The sequence below is a fragment of the Ferruginibacter paludis genome (assembly GCF_030409685.1).
GTDB lineage: Bacteria > Bacteroidota > Bacteroidia > Chitinophagales > Chitinophagaceae > Ferruginibacter > Ferruginibacter paludis.
Map to the genome: position 1 here is coordinate 391,490 of NZ_JAUFQJ010000008.1, position 17,810 is coordinate 409,299.

Sequence of the window (17,810 nt, forward strand, 5' to 3'; positions counted from 1 at the left end):
ACATTAATTTTCAGGTAACATTTCCGCAGCGTGTCTTGCAAACAATACAGGGTCCTGAAATAAAATAGCCGCCAGGTCTGCAGCATTTGCATTCCATAAAGGCTGGTCCGCCGGGTTTTGTATGGTAATATTTTTATTAAACGTGATGTGGTAGGAATTAAGGTCTGCTTTACTGTTTACCAAATATTCCCATGCCATGTCATCCCAGGTTTTCGGATTGCCTGCTGGCATTACATCGGTATTACCATGTTCGTCTGTAAAATCATCCAGGCCAAAACGGATATGGCCGGGTCTTTCCTTTAATACAAAAAACCAACCCGGGTTTTTACCGGCGGTAGAACCATGAGGTTGTTCAATCCGGTCGCCCTTTGCAGTATCTTCATCCAGTGAAAATCCAAATAAGGTAACGTCGGGTTCTATTTCTGCCTTAAACAATGGGAATTTTGTAAAGTTGGAATCAATGCCGCCCTTCAACTGTCTTGGTTTGGATGCATCATTGGGATCATACATGGCCTGTTGCGCAAACACCATTGTGTTGGGATACTTTTTAAACAGGTCGCCTCGAATAACGAGTACCAGGTTGGATTGCTCAGTTCCTCTCGGATTATTTTCGCCCAGGGGATGACTCCATGTATTGATCTTGCGAATGTCCAGTTTTAGTTCCTTGTCTTTTTCAGGGTCCGCATCCAATGGCATCAGGCTGTCATCTATATTCCAAAACTGCCGGAAGTAGGATCCCCGCTGATCTGTAGGATATTCCCTCCACAATAATTCCCTTGCCATTTCATGGTTCATGCCAGCCATAAATGCTTCTATAAAAGCCTGGTTATTTTCCAGCAGCGTGATGGAATTGTTTGGCAGTTTATCAATATTGGGTAGTATAAAATTCTTGGAAATTTCCAGCAGGTAAGTGTATACTGCTTCTGTAAATTCAGGATAAGCCATGATGGGTTTCAACTGTGGCAAAGGAACATAGGAGCCATCTTTCTGCAGCAGTTTTATATTCATAAACAACTTCCTGGCAAAGGTTGCAGCCGGATCTAATTTCTCAAAAATATGGGTCGAAATATTTGCTGCATTGCTAAATGCAGGCACAACTTCAACCTGCGGCAATGCACCTAATACGGAGGTAAAGTCTGCAAAAGATGCCTTCAATGCCAGTACGTCATTTTGAGTGGTCATTGATTTAATGCTCACTTTTGTCAGGTCGGAGCCGTCACTTATTATTACATCATTGTAATTTTTCGCATGAATGCCTGTACCGAAAAGAGCGGTAAACCTGGCAGGGTTTAATTGTACAATAACCTGACCGTCTGCATTCTTTTTTACAGGGAAATTTGTTGCCGCAATATTGTTCACCATATCTTTCATGGCAGTTTTTACATCTGCCGCTACCGCTTTCCCATCAATGGCGGTCAGCAATTGTGCCTGGCTTAAAGATGCATTAGCGGTGATAACGTCCGTTTCTATCATTTCAACAAAAGCATCTTTGGCAAGATCAGGAACGCTGGCTGTATAACTGCTTACCGCACCGGTTATCGCAGTATCAATCATGGCTGTGGTTAATGCTGCAAGTGGCGCCTGCTTTAACTTTGCAGCGGTTACAAAATGGGTCGGATCATCTTTTTCTATTAAATTGAAATTTTTAATAACAGTGTTTAATTTAACCACAGTAGCTATCCCGGACGAAACACCCAAACCAACCCTGGCAATTTTGCTATTGGGCCTTGACATTTTTCGGAAGGCTGCCGTTTTTGAAGCAAACGGAATGCGGCTCTCAACAAAATCCTGCTGAACCGTTTTTGTATTGGCTGCATTTTTTATAAGATGCTGTACAGAATGTGTGAGCATAACAGCCTTGTCATTTCCCGCATTGATGATGTGCTTCTTAAAAATGCATTTGGTGATGGCTTGTGCCAGCAATGTTTCCTGTATCTTTTTATTGGCATCGTTCACTTTATTCACTTGTTGCCATGCCCGGTTTACAAAATCATCCTGGTGATTTTGTACCACTTTTACGCCAAGCCCTGCAGCTCCCCTGTTCCTGAAATCCAGGTTCAGCTGGTCTATCCATGGAGGATTGGTACCGTCGCCCAATTTTGATACCAACGCATGCCACACACCATATACCGGAGGTACCAACAAAGGATCTTCACCAATGTCGGTATTGAAAAAAGGATTCGGACTTGCGACTACAATATTCTTATCTACCAGGTCGGCAGACAAATTCAGCAGGTCTTTTAACTTTTGAATAGTGTTTTTGTCCGCTGCATTCGCACCACCATTTCCAGGCCAGCTGTCAGGAACAAAATCCGGTGGTTTCAATGCGGCTTCCATACCAATTACCTTGGTGCCGTCATTTTGAACCCCCAGGTTAAAACCCGGGTCCTGGATATCCATCGGCATCTTACCCGAATTGCCATCCATAATGATGGGTTTCAGCATGGTGACAAGACTTTCAAAATCACCATATGCAGCCGTTCTGAAATGCCACTGGTAATACACAGGGAAATCAAAAGGCCGGGTACCGGTTCCCGGCATAGCGCCTTTGTGCCAGGAAGTTTTTTGTGCTGCTACGCCGGCTGTATCAAGCCCCAAACCTGCCAAACGTCCCGTTTCAAAAGCGGGTATCACAAAGGCTGTGAAGGAAGCATTTTTGGCCAGCTTACGGGGACAAAGTAATCTTGAGACCGCCACATCCGGGTCTGCCGCTATATCTGCATTTACTTCCTGCTGCATGGCGGCGCCACTGAGGTTTGTCAGCTTGTTATTAAAATGCACATGTGCAAATGCCCAGTTATCATTCTGGTGATGAAAGGCGGCGTCAAAAGTGCCCTGCTCTACCGATATAAAAGGAAGTCCGCCTGGAGTTTGTTTTAATTTATACTCATCATCTTTTAATACAACAAGCGCCAACCACGGACGAAGTTTAGTTTGCCGGGTATTTAAATTGGCTGCAGCGGCGGGCGTATATCTCCACAAAAAATCCTCTTCATAAAATTCAATATAGGGCAGTCCGTTATCTTCATAATTCATCACACCATTGGCAGGCTCTGTTCTTACAATGGCCCTGGTACTTATACTCATCACATCGCCGGGGCCAACTACCTGCACCAGCTTTTTAATGGTGTTGGTTTGAACAGACCCATCGAGATTTGTATACTGGATATCCAGTTCCGCGCTCAAATCTGCCCTAACTATAGCAGAACCGTCACCGCTTCCCAACGTATCCGTCTCGCCTATTTTTGACGCAACGCCCTGTCGTGCCCAGGGTAAAAATCCATAAGAAGGTAATGTTGGCATATCTGAAAAATTAAAAAATCAATGACTACAATTGGTAAGCAGATGCAATACTTATCTTGCCCTTTAATGCCGGATTTTGTTTGAGTATCGTATCAAAAGCATCGTTGGCCTGGGCATGTGTTCCACCTGCAAATACATTTACATTGTGCTGTGTAAGCGTGGCGTTATCAATCAGCACAAACTGCTCTTCGTCCATATTTACAGCAGCATTGGCGAGTTTAAAACTCTTCTGCCTGTTTTGTACAGACAGCTCATTTTTGCCAATTGCTCCTCCCCGCATCATCAGTTTAAACCAGCTGAAATCGATGTCAAATGCAGGCGGATTGGGGAACGGATCAAAATCAGATACTTTAACTTCATACACCACATCCCTGTCCAGTGCGTAATCCACAAACAGTGTTGCAGTATCAGCAACTTTTACGCCTCCTTTTTCCTTTGTATAGGATGGTGATTTCAATTTATCATCATCACTCATATTTTTAAATGCCGAAGGGGCGAAGGATTCTGTTTCGTTACTCAATGGCGTAACGGCGCCGCCCAGCCTGAATGCTGACACATCTGCCATGTTAATATCAGATGGTGCGTTATTACCAAACCGGTTAATCACCAGGCCCAAAGGCATTATCAACTGGCTCACCTTTACAGCTCCAAAAGATTGCAACACAATTTGTCCGGGTTGCGGAACGATGCCGGCAATTGTTACCACGTTGTAACGATTAGCCGGTAGTTCAGCCGACCAGTTGGCATCAATGGTAAAGGCTTCGAGAATTTTTGGCAATACCGCAATGCTGGGCAATGTATCCTGTTGTGCATCGCCCCAGGTAACATTGAAATGTACCTTGATGCTGATAAATAAAATATGGAAAGAAGCGGTACCGTTCGCATTCCATGGCGTTGGTCCGGAGAGTTCGAAATCCAGGTTGATGGAGAACAAGGTACTGCTGCCCATCTTCACTTCAAGGCCTGCTGTAATATTGGCGATGAATTTAAATGGCGAGAACTGGAAGAGTACATCAAAGCCCAGGTAACCTACCACGCTAAATCCTGCTACTTCAAATTTAAAATCAATGCGTGCACCAAACTGCACTGTGTTTGAGGTTACAGCAAAATAGGCTGTTAAAACCAAATTCGGATTGGGGCTTAAAATAGTTAGCGTAAGCCGCTTCATTTTCGGCACATTCAAAGCAGCCGGCGGTGTAAACGAAGGATGAAAACCACCCACCGATAACAGGAAGGCTTTTTCATTGCCCCAGTTTAACCGCAAAGCCATATCACCTTCTAATGTGAAAGTAAGAATATGGGAATTGTATATGCTGGCGTCAAATGATAAATAGCCATTGTCAAAATCAATGATGCCGAGGAAGTTTACCTGCAGCTGCAAAATGGCGGCGTCTTCGGTTGGCAATACTATTTTTAACACACCTAGGATAGCGAGCCTTACAGGACTGGTAAACTCAATTGCAATACCAAATTCAATTGTAACTAGTGTGGGCACACCCCAGGTTATTTTGGCCATCAGGCCAATCATAAACTGGTTTTCCTTTACCGGGAAAATGGCCTTGATCTGGGGAAGCAGTGTATTGATATTGGCGATGATATCCTCAGGGAACATGATCTGTTCAATGGCATCATTTTTTACGCCGTCCCGCAGGGCATTTACATTAATTGTTCTGTTGATGCCCAGCATACCTCCCAGCCCGCTCAGGAAGAAACCCATACCCAACGAAATGCCGGGTTCAAACTGAACGCTGATGATAATGAGCAGGGAAAACCCATTGCTGCCATCCGGCATTTTTGTGTTGATGATGGCGATGGCAGATACCTGTATGGTATCCTGTATAGATAATTCCAGTGCGCCGGCATACTCTCCCTTATCACGGTCAATGGAAAGAAAACCGCCGCCCTTTACAATACCTGCATCGATAGATAACCCTACACCAGTTGGGAATAAAAATCCGATAGTGAAATCTACAGGGCCAAGATTTCCCTTTCTGTCGGCCGGAAAACTGAATGTGCCGGATAGGCCCATACCCTGCACCACGGCTTCAATAGGGCCTAACGTACCTTTGATATCCAGCGCAATATTGATTGGGATATTTCCTCCCGCAGGTTTAACTCCCAGCTTCGCAGTTTCAATATCAATTGGGCCCAATTGTAAGTGAGCAGGCAAATCAATCTCAAGGCCACTGCTTCCTTTAAAATAAAAACCGCTTTGCAAACCAAAACCAAAAGCGAGTTCAAAGGCAAGCGTAATGCCATTTGCCGGTAATATCTTTGAAAGAAAACCGTCGGTATCATTCGGTGCCGGCTTTATAACTATTTTACTTCCTTTTAAATCAAATTCAAGCTTTACATCTTTGGAACCTGCCGTGGTGATATTGGCCGCAGCAGCAATGGAGGCCGATAAAAATTCGTAGTGACTTGCGGCTGGATCGCCAAATACAATGATGGGTTTGCCATCGGCTTTTTTATATTCCAGCAACAAAGATACTTTGGCATTGGCCCCTCCACTGGTTCCCCCTCCGGTGAGATTGCTGATCAGTTCAGGCGCTTTGCCCGGCCTGATGATCAAAGCCACGCCGTTGTTCAGGTCAAGCCCCGTATCAAATTTAAAAGTGAGATTATCTGTAATGTTGACTTCTTCGGTAATCTCGGCATTGGCATAAGGTATAATGGCAATGCCCGGCAACAAGGAACCGTTTTGAGGCAACAGGTAAAAATTAATTCCGGCGGCGGCGCCTACATTGGAAGTTTTTTCATCAATCAACACCAGCGTGAGCGCATCTTTATCAAATGTACCTGCAGGCAACCCGTTATTCAACACCTGCAAAAACTGCGATTTTATTTCAGTGAGGTTAAACGGAATGCTAAACCCGTCAAAAATATCGGTAAGGTTTTTAAAGAGCAATTCCCTGTCGAGCCCCGGTGTTGCCCAGCCATACAAATCCTGCAATAATTTCAGTGGATTGCTGAACAATGTACCAATCTTATCAAAATGAATTTCTTTCCTGTAATAGGCAGGTCTTGTTCCACCGGCGTCTTTTGACGTGATGGTAATAATACCCAGCAACTGCAGCAGGCTGCCAACTTTGGGGCGCTGATTTAAAAAGTATTCAACCAGTACATACTGGCCAATTTCCGACGGAAAATCATTTTTAAATTCTGTAGCAGTGGATGCGAGACCGCTGAACAAAGCATCGGGTTTTGATACCAGGCCTTCAATACCTGTTACAAGGTTTTTGATGAGACCAAGTAACTGCGTGATATTGCCAAAATTGATGTCGCCTGTTTCAAGTAAGGTGATAATAGGGTCTACCAAATTCACCAGGTCTGTAACGGGTTGTATCGCCGCCGTTGCATCCCAGCCCAATTCCTTCATGGTCGACCGGAAAGCCTCTGGCGTTTGCACCATATCTTTCAATGGTGTAAACGCACTGCCGATTTCTTCTGCTATTATTGATAAGGTATCCTGATCTGCCATGGTGGTACTTAATTATTTATACTGCGTTAAAGTAATCAGCTGCATCATCTGCAAAATTTTTCTTCGAGGTCGCTCCTCCTCCCTGGGTCGCGTAAAAATTATATATCAGTTCATTGTTTGCATTGTTGGCTGTCACCGGCGGACATACATAATATTCGTGGCGCTTTCCTACAAAAACTCTTGATTGGGTATTAACAGTCCAGGTTAAACCGTCAACCATCTCATCAATGGAAGCATATTCATACCTGGTAAACAGTGGAAAAGGATGTGTGCTCTGCAATTGAAGTCCAAACGGATTAGTTCCTGGATTAGCTGCTAGATTATTGAGTTGTTGCTTTAAAAAAGTGGCAATGCCAGCGGGATCAGTCGGAAGAGCACCCACTGCAGGATCTACCCGAATAGAGGATATGATGGTTTGAAACCTGTGCCTGTAAAAGCCGGATCTTAGAGTTAGTAAATTGGTAACCGGAGTTGCAGCTAAATTTACCAATACCAGCGGATCTGCATCCCTTGTGATATTGGTCTTTATCCACCCGTTCCATTGGGCTGTTGTAATAGCGGTTCCATATGTATCCACTGCGTTTAAGCCATCAAAAAGCGCTACCAGCGCAGCTTTATCGGCAACCGCCGTTTTACTGAATATGTGAAAGTCATAGTTAAACGATTCAAAAACACCTTGCCTGACATTATAGACTTCATGATAAAAAAGCGGGGCGCAAACGCCAATATCGGTTGTGCTCAAACCATTGATTACCTCTTTAAATTTTTCGATAAAAGGATTCATTACTCCGATGCGGCAGCCCCTGATAAACACATGCGGATCAATTGGGTTGTTATTGCTGTCCACGGGCCTGGGGTTGATGATGGCATCTGCAAGCTGGCAGGTACGTGTTGGTGCATTGATCGCACTTTCCATTGCTTCGTAAGTAGTGTGCGCATCAAATGCAGGATCCAGCTGCACATTCATCCAGCCTGATTCGTTGCCATGCGTTCCGATTAAAATATCTGTAAGCGGTGTAGCCACTACTCCGGCACTTGCCAGGTGATTGAAAAAATCTTTTACTGAATTGATGCCACGCTTATTTATCAATGTGGTGGATGCCCGGTTGGTAAACATTTTACGCATGATGATGTCGTAACCAGATGCACCGGGGGCGAATGCAAAATCCATAAAAAATCAATTTACTTACATTAAAAAATATGCATTGGCCTGCTGTTGCGCACTTTTAACATGCGCATATTTGCTTGACTGGAATACTATCCTGTCAGATAAGGATTACTTTTATTAAGGAAGAATGATTGGATTGATACCAGGAAAATCTTCAGATAAAAATTATTGAATCATTTCCTTCACCGGCTGTTGCCTGGCGTCTTCTGTATAGTTAAAAGAGGAGGACTGGTTTAAAAAACCAGTGCGGTAAAATTTGGATTAATTTTTTATAAATGCAAGTTTTCTCAAACTTTTTTTTCAACTGTTTTAAGATGCTGTTCCTACAATATCCTATGTTGATGACAATCATTTTATCTTTGTCCGGCTATTAATAAATGCCACACTTTTTGATGGCAATTGTCCAAAATAAACTTCATTTTATCCGCTGCCCGAATTGCAATGACCATTGTTTTTAAAGTCACTGGCTTTCAGTTTTATTTGTACAGTAATTCAATTTCCACAGGCTGATGGCGACGTCTCCCCCGGAGTTAAAGAGTTTAACCCAACTACTGAAGTAAAAAGTTTTGGCAAAAAACGTCCCTAAGTTGTCGTCTTTACACAGTGTCAAATTGGGAAATGAATCCAATCTTTGTCTTGTCAATAAAATTCAAACACAAGATAAATCATGTTATGAAAAAGTTATTCAAAACCGGCAACCGGCTGAAATCAATACTATTGTTAGTTGTAATCACTATGTTGTCAGTATCTAAATCAAACGGGCAATCAATCAAACCTTCCAACAGTGGCTATGCACCTGTTAATGGCATCAAAGTATATTACGAAGTATTTGGAGAAGGTAAGCCTTTAGTTTTACTGCATGGCGCTTTTTATACCATTGACTTGAACTGGAGCCAATTAATCCCTGAACTGTCAAAAACCAGGAAGGTAATTGCAATTGAAATGCAGGGACATGGGCATTCGCCGTTTTCAGATAGAAAATTGTCGATCACTGCTTTGGCAAGTGATGTAGCCGGTGTAATGGATTACCTGAAAATTGATAGTGCGGATGTTGCAGGATTTAGTATGGGCGGCTCGGTAGCTTACCAGTTTGCTGTACAAAGCCCGAAACGGTTGAGAAAATTAGTCATCATTTCATCTACTTATAAAACCGCTGGCTGGCTACCCGTAGTAAACGGCGGGTTTAAAAATTTTAAACCAGAATTTTTTGATAACACCCCAATCAAAACTGCCTACGATGCAGTGGCACCTGACAAAACAAAATGGAGACCATTTTTAGCGCAGATGTTTGCTTTCGCAGAGGAACCATTCAATGTTGGTGACTCCAATATTTCAAAAATTGCGGCTCCTGTATTAGTCATATCCGGTGACAATGATGGACTGGATAAAGTTGAGTTGATGAAAACATATCAATTATTGGGCGGTGGAGTTAGTGCCGACATGCAGCCAATGCCGGCATCGCAACTTGCCATTGTTCCTTCCCAGGGGCATGTGAGCCTGATGATGCAGACCGCAACCATTTTAAATTACCTCAACAGTTTTTTAAAGTAACGAGTTGAATCCGCATATCGAATAGCAAAGCGTTATAATAGTCAACACAGAATCGTAGCCAGGTCATCCAAACAAAACACAACTACAATATCGTTGTAAATGAAGGAGGTTGTTTATTGATAACATGTAATGTAAAAAACATGATGAGAAAAATAAAATTGCAAATGCAATTGACCATCAACTGTCGGGCGCTTTGTCTGCATATCGTGGAGCTACCTCCGGGATGCTGCGGAGAACTGGTGGAAAACTCGGGCTCTTCATCCAAAATTTTTTTTCATCCGGCAAACCAGCGAGGAAAGTACTCATTTGCTCATGGCCTTTTTTGATTGTTTCATTCCATTTTTTGTCATCCAGTAAGCCAACCCCTTTCAGATCCATTTCAAGATACAGCGACACTTTACCTTTGGCATTTTCCTGCCGCTGGCGGCTGTTGAGGGTAAGAGAATTAATAATCAACGACATGATGCCGGGAATTTTGTATCTCCGCCTGCCTGTAATTTTATCCCATGCCAAGGTGATTGCAGAAGGTGTTTCAGTATAATCGATCTCCCTCGTTGAAAGACTTGACAACGAGATGGCAATAATGTGCCGGACGGGATACTGGTACATTGGCTCGATCGGTAAATTATCTACTACTCCTCCGTCAACATGTAATTGTCCATTGATTACCACCGGCGGAAAAACGCCTGGAATGGCCATACTCGCCTGGATCATTTTGCTGGCAAGTCCTCCATCATGCACAGCGGTAGCAGAACTGGTAAAGTTGGTAGACACACAGTATGAGTTCACCCAAATATCTTCTAATTCAGATTCGCCGAACATGCGCCGGATGAAACCGATCATTTTTTTACCTGACATAATGGAAATAAATGGCCAGGAATAATCATTGGTCATAAGCCGGGCTTTGGCGGACGCCTCGCAAAGCAGTTCGACCTTTGGAAAATTAAAATCGGAATGGCTCATCCCGATACCGTAGAGAGCGCCGGCACTGGTTCCTCCAAGAAAATCAATCTCAATTCCCGCCTCATACATTGCCCGTGTTGCGCCTACGTGAGCGAAGCCTTTTGTTCCGCCCCCGCCAAATACAACTCCGATCGCCTGGTTGGAAATGATACGGCAAAACCGTCGGGTGTCCGCAGCATGTCCTTTACGCACGTGAATGTGCAAGTTTACGGCACGTTTTTGAAGCCAGCGACTGGTTTGTTGCGGTAAGGAACCTGTATTTTCATGTAAGAAGGCGATGTATATTTTTTTATTCAGAATACTTTGAGCATAGAGGTCCAGTGTTTTTTCAATATGGTACAAGCTCGTGTCAGCCAGAAAATTAGTGGCTACTATTACCAAATCGGCATAGAGCAGGGCCTGCCGCGACCATTCAAGATTCGCATCCGAGCACACCAGAATATTCAGCCCCTCGTGTTCTTCCAATGTATCAAATGTAGTTTTAAAATGCAGCCCCGGTTGTGAATCGTATTCATAAACCTGGATCGGCGTTCCGTTTTCTCCGAGGGTACGTTCTATATCATTTGTCCAGGGGCTCAGGTCATGGTGTGCCTGCAGGTTGATGACAGCAATATTTTTGGGCGCATTACTCGTGTGTTGCTCCAGCATATTCCGCCTTAGTCTTTTAATAAGAAAACTTGTTAGCTTACCCGCAAACCCGGGATTTTGAGCGACCAGGTTTAAATATTCCTGTTTGGTGATTTCTAAAACAGTGGTGGCCCGAATCGCCAATACCGCTGCCATTCTCGGTTCGTTTGTGAATAACGCAAATTCACCGGTGGGTTCACCTTCTCCAATATCACCCAGGATTTGCAAGGCTCCATTGTCTTCACGCACAGCCCGTAACCTTCCACTTAAAACAATATAAAGTGAGTCCTGGATATCCCCCTGCCTGAATAAATATTCCCCGGAGCCGATTTGCTGTTTCTCACCTGCTTCGTGGATTTTACAAATGGCGTCATAACCCAGGTCATGAAATAATTTACTAAGAATGTTAAGATGATGCCGGTCAGGATTGGTCAGGTTTTCCAAGGTTTCAGTTTAAAGTATAAGATCCATGCTAAAGTTATTCCGAAGTTTCTGCATTATATCACTACAAGTTATTTAAATACTGGCACAAATGTGTTGGTATAAATTAAGAAAGCCCGTAGTTGGCCAACTACGGGTTTTCTTTAGTGAATCAACAGCGTAGCAATTGCAAAAACATTTATTGCCCGAACCTGCCATCAGCGTAGGTTATCTATACTGCTTCTTCCACCAATTCAGCCACCTGGATATTGGCAATCAGTTTTATATCTTCACCCAAACCTAAGCCGCCCGTATCTGTTAGCTTATTCCACGTCATACCAAATTTGTTGCGGTTAATTATTCCCGTCACTTCAAAGCCATGCTTTATTACACCATGCCCGTTATTTTCAGAACCGCCATATTCTACATGCAATTCAACGGGTTTGGTTACACCCTTTAAAGTTAAGTTGCCTGTCATTTTATAGTCATTACCGTCCGTTTTTTTAAAAGAGGTAGATTCAAAAGTTATTTGCGGATACTGATCTGCAGAAAAGAAGTCACCTGCTTGTAAATGTTCATCACGCTGCTGCTGATTGGTGTCGATACTTTTTACATCAATTGCAATGGTTACCCTTGCGTCATTAAAGTCGTCTCCCTGCGTCACCACTTGTCCCTCAAACTTTCTGAACGAACCGGTTACGGTAGAGATCACCAAATGTTTGATTTTAAATAACACTTCTGAATGCATCGGGTCTATTACCCATGTTGTTGTATTTGCCATATTTTTTTGTTTTGAAACTCAAAATTAATTAACCTTGCTATCCAATAGATAGTTGTTACCTGCGGGTAAGTAGTTACCCACAAGTAAGTACAAACAAAAACAGCAGTTATGAACCAGAAAGACAGCGTATGCCAGCAGAAGCTGATGGTTACCAGGGATGCCGTGGAAGTAATACAGGGCAAATGGAGATTGCCGATAGTACTTGCCCTTACATTTGGCAGCAAACGCTTTGGTGAACTGCAAAGAGATATTGCGGATATATCGCCCAAAATGTTGTCGCAGGAGTTAAAGGCGTTGGAAGAAAATAAAATTATTACCCGCACCATGTACGACAGTATGCCGGTAATTGTAGAGTATTCATTAACCCCGCTTGGCAAGTCGATGAATAAAATGCTGGAGGAATTGTTGAAATGGGGCGTTCACTTCAGGGAAGAGATTTTAGGTAAGCAGGCCGTTGCAAAGCGCTCCTGATTTCCTGTTAGCGCAGGCATCTCTTCATTCATTGTTTATACTAAAATTTGAGCGATGCTGGTCAAAACCAAAACTTAAGACTGGCTTTGATTTTAGCTGATAATTGCTCGTGATGCACCAATATTATAAAACCCCACGTCAGCGGTTAGTTGTTGCAAGCCCTCCGGCATTAGTTAATTATTTCTCCTTTATTGTTTGCCAATTTTTCACGAAATCTTTTAAGTTCTTCGGGAGTTTGCCGAACCCAGTTTGTTACTTCTCCCACGATTTTCAATGGGGCTTCTGAGCGGTAGGAACGAGTTGGATTACCTGGAAATTTTTTATCTGTAAGGTTGGGATCATTTTCATAATCACCTGTTGGTTCAACAATATACACCCGCTCATTTCCATCGCCTTTTGCTAATGCAGCAGCAAGTCCCGCCCCATTTACCAGTGCTGTGAAATAAATATGATTCATTTTAATTTCGGATTTGTAATTAGAAATGCCACCCGCCGTTAATAAATCGCCAACCAGCAAATCGGCTTTCGTACCATGGTAAAACGGACCTTTATCTGCAGGATTTGTCTGAAATAAAATTGCCAATTCTGCATTCTCTTTTGCCTTGTTATAGTCTTTTAAATCTTCATAGCATTTGGCAATATTTAAATAGAGTGCAGGAAATGCACTTTTAACAGAATCGCTATCTGCTTTTAAAGCAAACTGCAAAGTTGTTTCAAGCCATCTTAATTTGCCGGATACAGTTTTTTGTTGCCGGGAGATATAATGTGCAGCAAGAAACTTTTCAAAGTCATTTGCCGCTTCTTCCCAGGCCTGCTGAAATACGTTGATTGCCTCGTCATGCTTACCTTTTTCTTCCATATCCATTCCTTGAATACAGCGTTTAACAACATTGTTGAAGGGTGAGAATTCCATTTTCTTATTATTTTTTCTTTTTATTTTTTTCTATTTGTTCACCAATGGACGGGGTTGCTCTTATCTGCCGCAATGGCTCGATAATAACCATGTTGTTTTCATCCGGCTTGTATAAATGCGGCCGCTTACTGACGGTAATTGTTCAACAATAAAGAAAGTGGCTCCCATAATTTTGATAATTCAAATTTAGGAACTACAACCATCAACTCCTAATGTCTACCACTGCTATCTCCTGTTCAAGTGGTGAAAGTTGTATTGCTGCTGCTATTGAAATTGATTGGTAGTTGTAGGCGTTTACTATGCAGCTATATTGGCTGCTCAACACTTGCTATTTGTGCCAATGCCGGCATCGCAAAGTAAGACTTGCCCGATAATTCATGTGCTGCTATTTCATCTTCCCCCTTGCGGCAACTCAACTCTCTTTAGCAGAACGCTTGCCGCATACTGTGTTGTCTTACTGTGTATCAATTCAATCTTCTATCTTTGGATGATAACTATAAATGCCTTCCATGACGAAACCAGTTGCTACCCTTTTCCTGTTTTTTTTGGCCTTGCAATGCATTGTTTTTTTTACCCCGCTACAAGCGCAACAACGAGTTAAACCCGTTATTGCCGGGGATTTTGCTGATCCATCTATCATAAGGGTTGGCAGCACCTACTACGCTGCAGGCACTTCATCAGAATGGGCGCCGCACTTCCCTGTTTATATATCAACTGATCTTAAAAATTGGAAACACCAGGGCTATATTTTTAACAAAGCACCCGAATGGACAGCAGGTTCTTTCTGGGCACCGGAATATTACAAGATCGGCAACACTTATTATCTGTATTACACCGCCCGGCGCAAAAAAGATAGTGTATCATACATCGGTGTGGCTACCTCTGCATATCCTGACAAGGGCTTTGTTGACCATGGCGTTATCGTAAACTTTGGTAAAGAAGCAATCGATGCATTTGTGTACAATGACATGGGGCAATTGTATATCACCTTTAAGGCTTATGGCCTGGATAACCGGCCTATTGAGTTATTGGGAAGCAAGCTTTCAAAAGATGGATTGAAGCTGGAGGGCAGCCCTTTTTTTTTGATGAAGGATGAGCCGCGTATGGGTATGGAAGGCCAGAGCATTCTCAAAAAAGGAAATTTTTATTACCTGTTCTATTCTGCAGGCAATTGCTGCGGAGCTGCTTGCAGTTATAATGTACGTGTTGCCAGGTCAAAAAAATTTACAGGTCCTTATGAAAATTTTACGGGTAACCCTGTACTGCAGGGCGGTGGCGACTTTACCTGCACCGGGCACGGTACTTTTGTAAACACAGCCGACGGCAAATACTATTACCTGCACCATGCATACAGCAATAAAAACGGTGTGTTTACAGGCAGGCAGGGCATGCTTGCCGAACTGGTATGGCCCAACAATAGTGGCTGGCCGGCATTTAAAGAAACGGAAACTGCACCAGCAGCGCCTGCCGCTATCAATGACCTTTTCAATAATAAACTGGCTGCCAAATACTGGCAATGGGATTTCCGCAATGCAATGCCTGTGGTGCAACAGCGCAATGGTTCCTTATTTTTATCCGGCACAGCCAGGGCAGATAATCTAACAGGCATAGTGCTAACTGTAAAGCCGGTATCCGATAGTTTTGACATCACCACCACCGTGGTAAATCATAACAATGTGCTGAAAGGGCTGGCTTTTTATGGTGATGCCAATGCAGCTGTCGGTGTTGGAACTATCGGCGGTAAAGTGGTGTTTTGGGAGGTGAGGAGTAATAAACGAAACATACTGGCAGAGGCTGACATCGGCAGCACGTTACCGGTACAGCTTAAACTGACTATGAAGCCCGACGCGACTACACTTGTTTACTACAGGCAGGGCAAAGAGCAATGGAAGTTGTTGCCAACCGCCCAACCGGTATCGGTACAGTTTTTACCTCAATGGGACAGAAGTCCGCGGGCCGGGCTGCATTTTAAAGGTGGGCCAACCGAGCAGGCCCAGTTTTCGGAGTTCTCATTCAAAAGCTATTAATACCGCAACACTGATCACAGTTTATTTTCACCAGCATTGCCGGGCAAGTATTTGCGCATAGCCGGATCCGTTGTGCTTTGTTACATTGCGATTTATTTTTGGCTGACAATTGTTGGCGAGGGTTCAGTAGTAAAACGTCCCCGCATCATGTGCCTGTGCGTTTCTCAAACGACCAGTTCTGTTTCAATAAGTTTTAAAATTTCAGTCATATTCTTTGCTTGCCAAAACTTGTCCTGGTATCCCTGCGGTTCCCAATAACTATAAAACCGGTATTGGTTTTTCGTTGCCACTTCAATACTGTATGTTGTGCCGTCACGCCCCGCACTATAGCCTTCTACATCATCCTGGTTGAGCAATGTCAGTATCTGTAAGTCCAATAACTTTTTTGAGAATATTGGCCAGCCGGATTTGGGTGAAACCTGCCTTATTTTTTTAGATAGAATAGTTTCCTCTTTATCGTCCCTGTTAACCTGGAAATCATAAACAGCCGCTGTCCAGTTGGTGTATTTGTTTGTGATGACTACCAGCTTTTGCTCTTTTGCCACTGGCGAGTTATACCAAACCCTGACCTGTAAATCGTGGAAGCCATTTTCAAGCCTGTCAAGACCTAACTCCTTTTGCCTGTCTTTTGCTAATAGATAAAAAATGTCAGCATGCCCGAAAACAGAGGCAGGTATTTCTGTTTTAAACGAGGATGTTGAATCGCCCTGTTGATGGCTTTTACAGCCACCAACCAAAATAGCAATTGTAAATAAAATAAAATTAGCTTGACTCATAGCGGTAAATTTTATTGCGCATAGTACACAACGGGCAGGCCTTTGTGCAGGCAGTAAAATCGCAAAATTCCGGCTGCCATTATCACTGCCGGTTAACATTATTTGTTGAAGTTAGTAATTAAAGTTGAGCGTCACTTATCAAGCCTCAACCACTATTGAAATTACAGAAACACATTCTGTTGCTGTCCCATAATTTACATTTTTTGGCCTTTCGGTCCCGACGGTGTTTCATAGCTTAAGCAGCAACAAGCACTTGCTTTACGTGAAAACCCCAACGCCGGAAGCACTGCCTTTCAAAAGCGCTCATCCTCAATAGCGTGACCGCAAATGGTTTGCAACTCTTTTATGCGTCAGGGTTTCACTGTTACAGTTTATAATTGTTATTTGCTTCTGTGAAACTCCGACGGAACTCAATTCATCCTGCGACAAGCCGGTGGGGACACCTACCTTAGATTGAAGAGTTTACACCAACTACGGAAGTATACAGCGATATTGGCAGGCAACACGTAGAGTCGCTCTAAATTTAAGGCTCAGGATTTTCAATTGCGTTGAGATATGCATGGCAAATGGCTTTTTCAGTTTTGTGAAGTTCGCTGAAGCGCTGGGATAAATTATGGCGACTCTCCATTTGTGCAAGCTTTCTTACAACTATTGCATTTGCCAAACTATTACAGAATAAAAATTAATCGATTAATGCTTACCTTCAATATTGTCCTGAGAATCCCTAAACCTTTTTAATACCAGATGAAAGCATATTTGAGTACTTTTTTGGTAGCATTTTTTGCGTTGCTGCTAAAACATGAAGACCTGCATGCACAAACAAAAAATCCCTGTGGCGTAGTAGCCCAAATATTGCCTGCAAGTAAAGATTCCGTTGTTACCGCCTATACCACCATCAACTTCACAAGCAATAGCATTAACGCAGATACAGTGTATTGGTTGTATGACCGTCTTTATCCGGGAGTAACGGGGCCTTCCTGGAACTATGGCGTCACGCCAGGAGTACATACCATTAGCCTGGTTGCCCGTAAGGGTCAGTGCGCAGATACAGCTACAGTTGTGTACTTCGCAGCGGGTACCGCTCAAAACAGGGACAGCTTCGCTTCGTTAAATTATGGATTCTATGAAACGAATGAGGAAGCCACCTGTGTTGATAATACCCGTGACAGCGGTTTGGTAATGGGAGGCGTATCTTATCTGTGGAGATCTTGTGGCGAGCAGGGAATAGTTGTAAAAACAACTGAGAAGGGTTGTATTGAATAGTCGAAAAAATTTGAAGTTCCCTATTACTGCAATAATTCAAAGGTAACGGCGATAGCAGCAACTGCA

At 43.2% G+C, this 17,810-nt stretch carries 11 protein-coding genes and 1 pseudogene; 4 read left to right on the plus strand and 8 right to left on the minus strand.

The genetic code is table 11. The features are described 5' to 3' along the window. Positions 1 to 3: 3 nt before the first annotated feature. The 3 genes from QWZ08_RS16985 to QWZ08_RS16995 are packed head-to-tail and all read right to left on the minus strand — an operon-like array spanning position 4 to position 7,955. Positions 4 to 3,303, minus strand: a complete 3,300-nt coding sequence (locus QWZ08_RS16985) for a hypothetical protein (RefSeq protein ID WP_290338694.1) — start codon at positions 3,301 to 3,303, stop codon at positions 4 to 6. Between the two features lie 25 nt (positions 3,304 to 3,328). After that, complete coding sequence (locus QWZ08_RS16990; protein WP_290338695.1) at positions 3,329 to 6,784, minus strand: DUF6603 domain-containing protein; 3,456 nt, start codon at positions 6,782 to 6,784, stop codon at positions 3,329 to 3,331. Between the two features lie 16 nt (positions 6,785 to 6,800). After that, on the minus strand, positions 6,801 to 7,955 hold the full coding sequence (locus tag QWZ08_RS16995) for a hypothetical protein (RefSeq protein ID WP_290338696.1): 1,155 nt from the start codon (positions 7,953 to 7,955) through the stop codon (positions 6,801 to 6,803). A 669-nt stretch (positions 7,956 to 8,624) separates the two neighbouring features. On the opposite strand from QWZ08_RS16995, the gene QWZ08_RS17000 reads away from it, so the two are divergent. Next, a complete protein-coding gene (locus QWZ08_RS17000; RefSeq protein WP_290338697.1) occupies positions 8,625 to 9,503 on the plus strand; it encodes an alpha/beta fold hydrolase in 879 nt (292 codons plus the stop codon). Between the two features lie 177 nt (positions 9,504 to 9,680). Here QWZ08_RS17000 and QWZ08_RS17005 read toward each other — a convergent pair whose 3' ends face one another. Further along, complete coding sequence (locus QWZ08_RS17005) at positions 9,681 to 11,537, minus strand: patatin-like phospholipase family protein (RefSeq protein WP_290338698.1); 1,857 nt, start codon at positions 11,535 to 11,537, stop codon at positions 9,681 to 9,683. Between the two features lie 208 nt (positions 11,538 to 11,745). Then, positions 11,746 to 12,294, minus strand: a complete 549-nt coding sequence (locus tag QWZ08_RS17010; protein ID WP_290338699.1) for a YceI family protein — start codon at positions 12,292 to 12,294, stop codon at positions 11,746 to 11,748. A 108-nt stretch (positions 12,295 to 12,402) separates the two neighbouring features. Here QWZ08_RS17010 and QWZ08_RS17015 point away from each other — a divergent pair, with 108 nt between their 5' ends. Further along, a complete protein-coding gene (locus tag QWZ08_RS17015; protein ID WP_290338700.1) occupies positions 12,403 to 12,765 on the plus strand; it encodes a winged helix-turn-helix transcriptional regulator in 363 nt (120 codons plus the stop codon). 169 nt (positions 12,766 to 12,934) lie between these two features. Here QWZ08_RS17015 and arr read toward each other — a convergent pair whose 3' ends face one another. Then, positions 12,935 to 13,348, minus strand: coding sequence for an NAD(+)--rifampin ADP-ribosyltransferase (gene arr, locus QWZ08_RS28235; protein WP_353960497.1), 414 nt, complete (start codon positions 13,346 to 13,348; stop codon positions 12,935 to 12,937). A 3-nt stretch (positions 13,349 to 13,351) separates the two neighbouring features. After that, a pseudogene (locus QWZ08_RS28240) lies at positions 13,352 to 13,678 on the minus strand (NAD(+)--rifampin ADP-ribosyltransferase); the annotation flags it as partial. A 509-nt stretch (positions 13,679 to 14,187) separates the two neighbouring features. Between QWZ08_RS28240 and QWZ08_RS17025 the strand changes: the two are divergent. After that, positions 14,188 to 15,705: a glycoside hydrolase family 43 protein gene (locus QWZ08_RS17025; RefSeq protein ID WP_290338702.1), complete on the plus strand. Its 1,518-nt coding sequence runs from the start codon at positions 14,188 to 14,190 to the stop codon at positions 15,703 to 15,705. A 164-nt stretch (positions 15,706 to 15,869) separates the two neighbouring features. Here QWZ08_RS17025 and QWZ08_RS17030 read toward each other — a convergent pair whose 3' ends face one another. After that, complete coding sequence (locus QWZ08_RS17030; protein ID WP_290338703.1) at positions 15,870 to 16,481, minus strand: hypothetical protein; 612 nt, start codon at positions 16,479 to 16,481, stop codon at positions 15,870 to 15,872. 744 nt (positions 16,482 to 17,225) lie between these two features. On the opposite strand from QWZ08_RS17030, the gene QWZ08_RS17035 reads away from it, so the two are divergent. After that, positions 17,226 to 17,744: a hypothetical protein gene (locus tag QWZ08_RS17035; protein WP_290338704.1), complete on the plus strand. Its 519-nt coding sequence runs from the start codon at positions 17,226 to 17,228 to the stop codon at positions 17,742 to 17,744. Positions 17,745 to 17,810 lie beyond the last annotated feature (66 nt).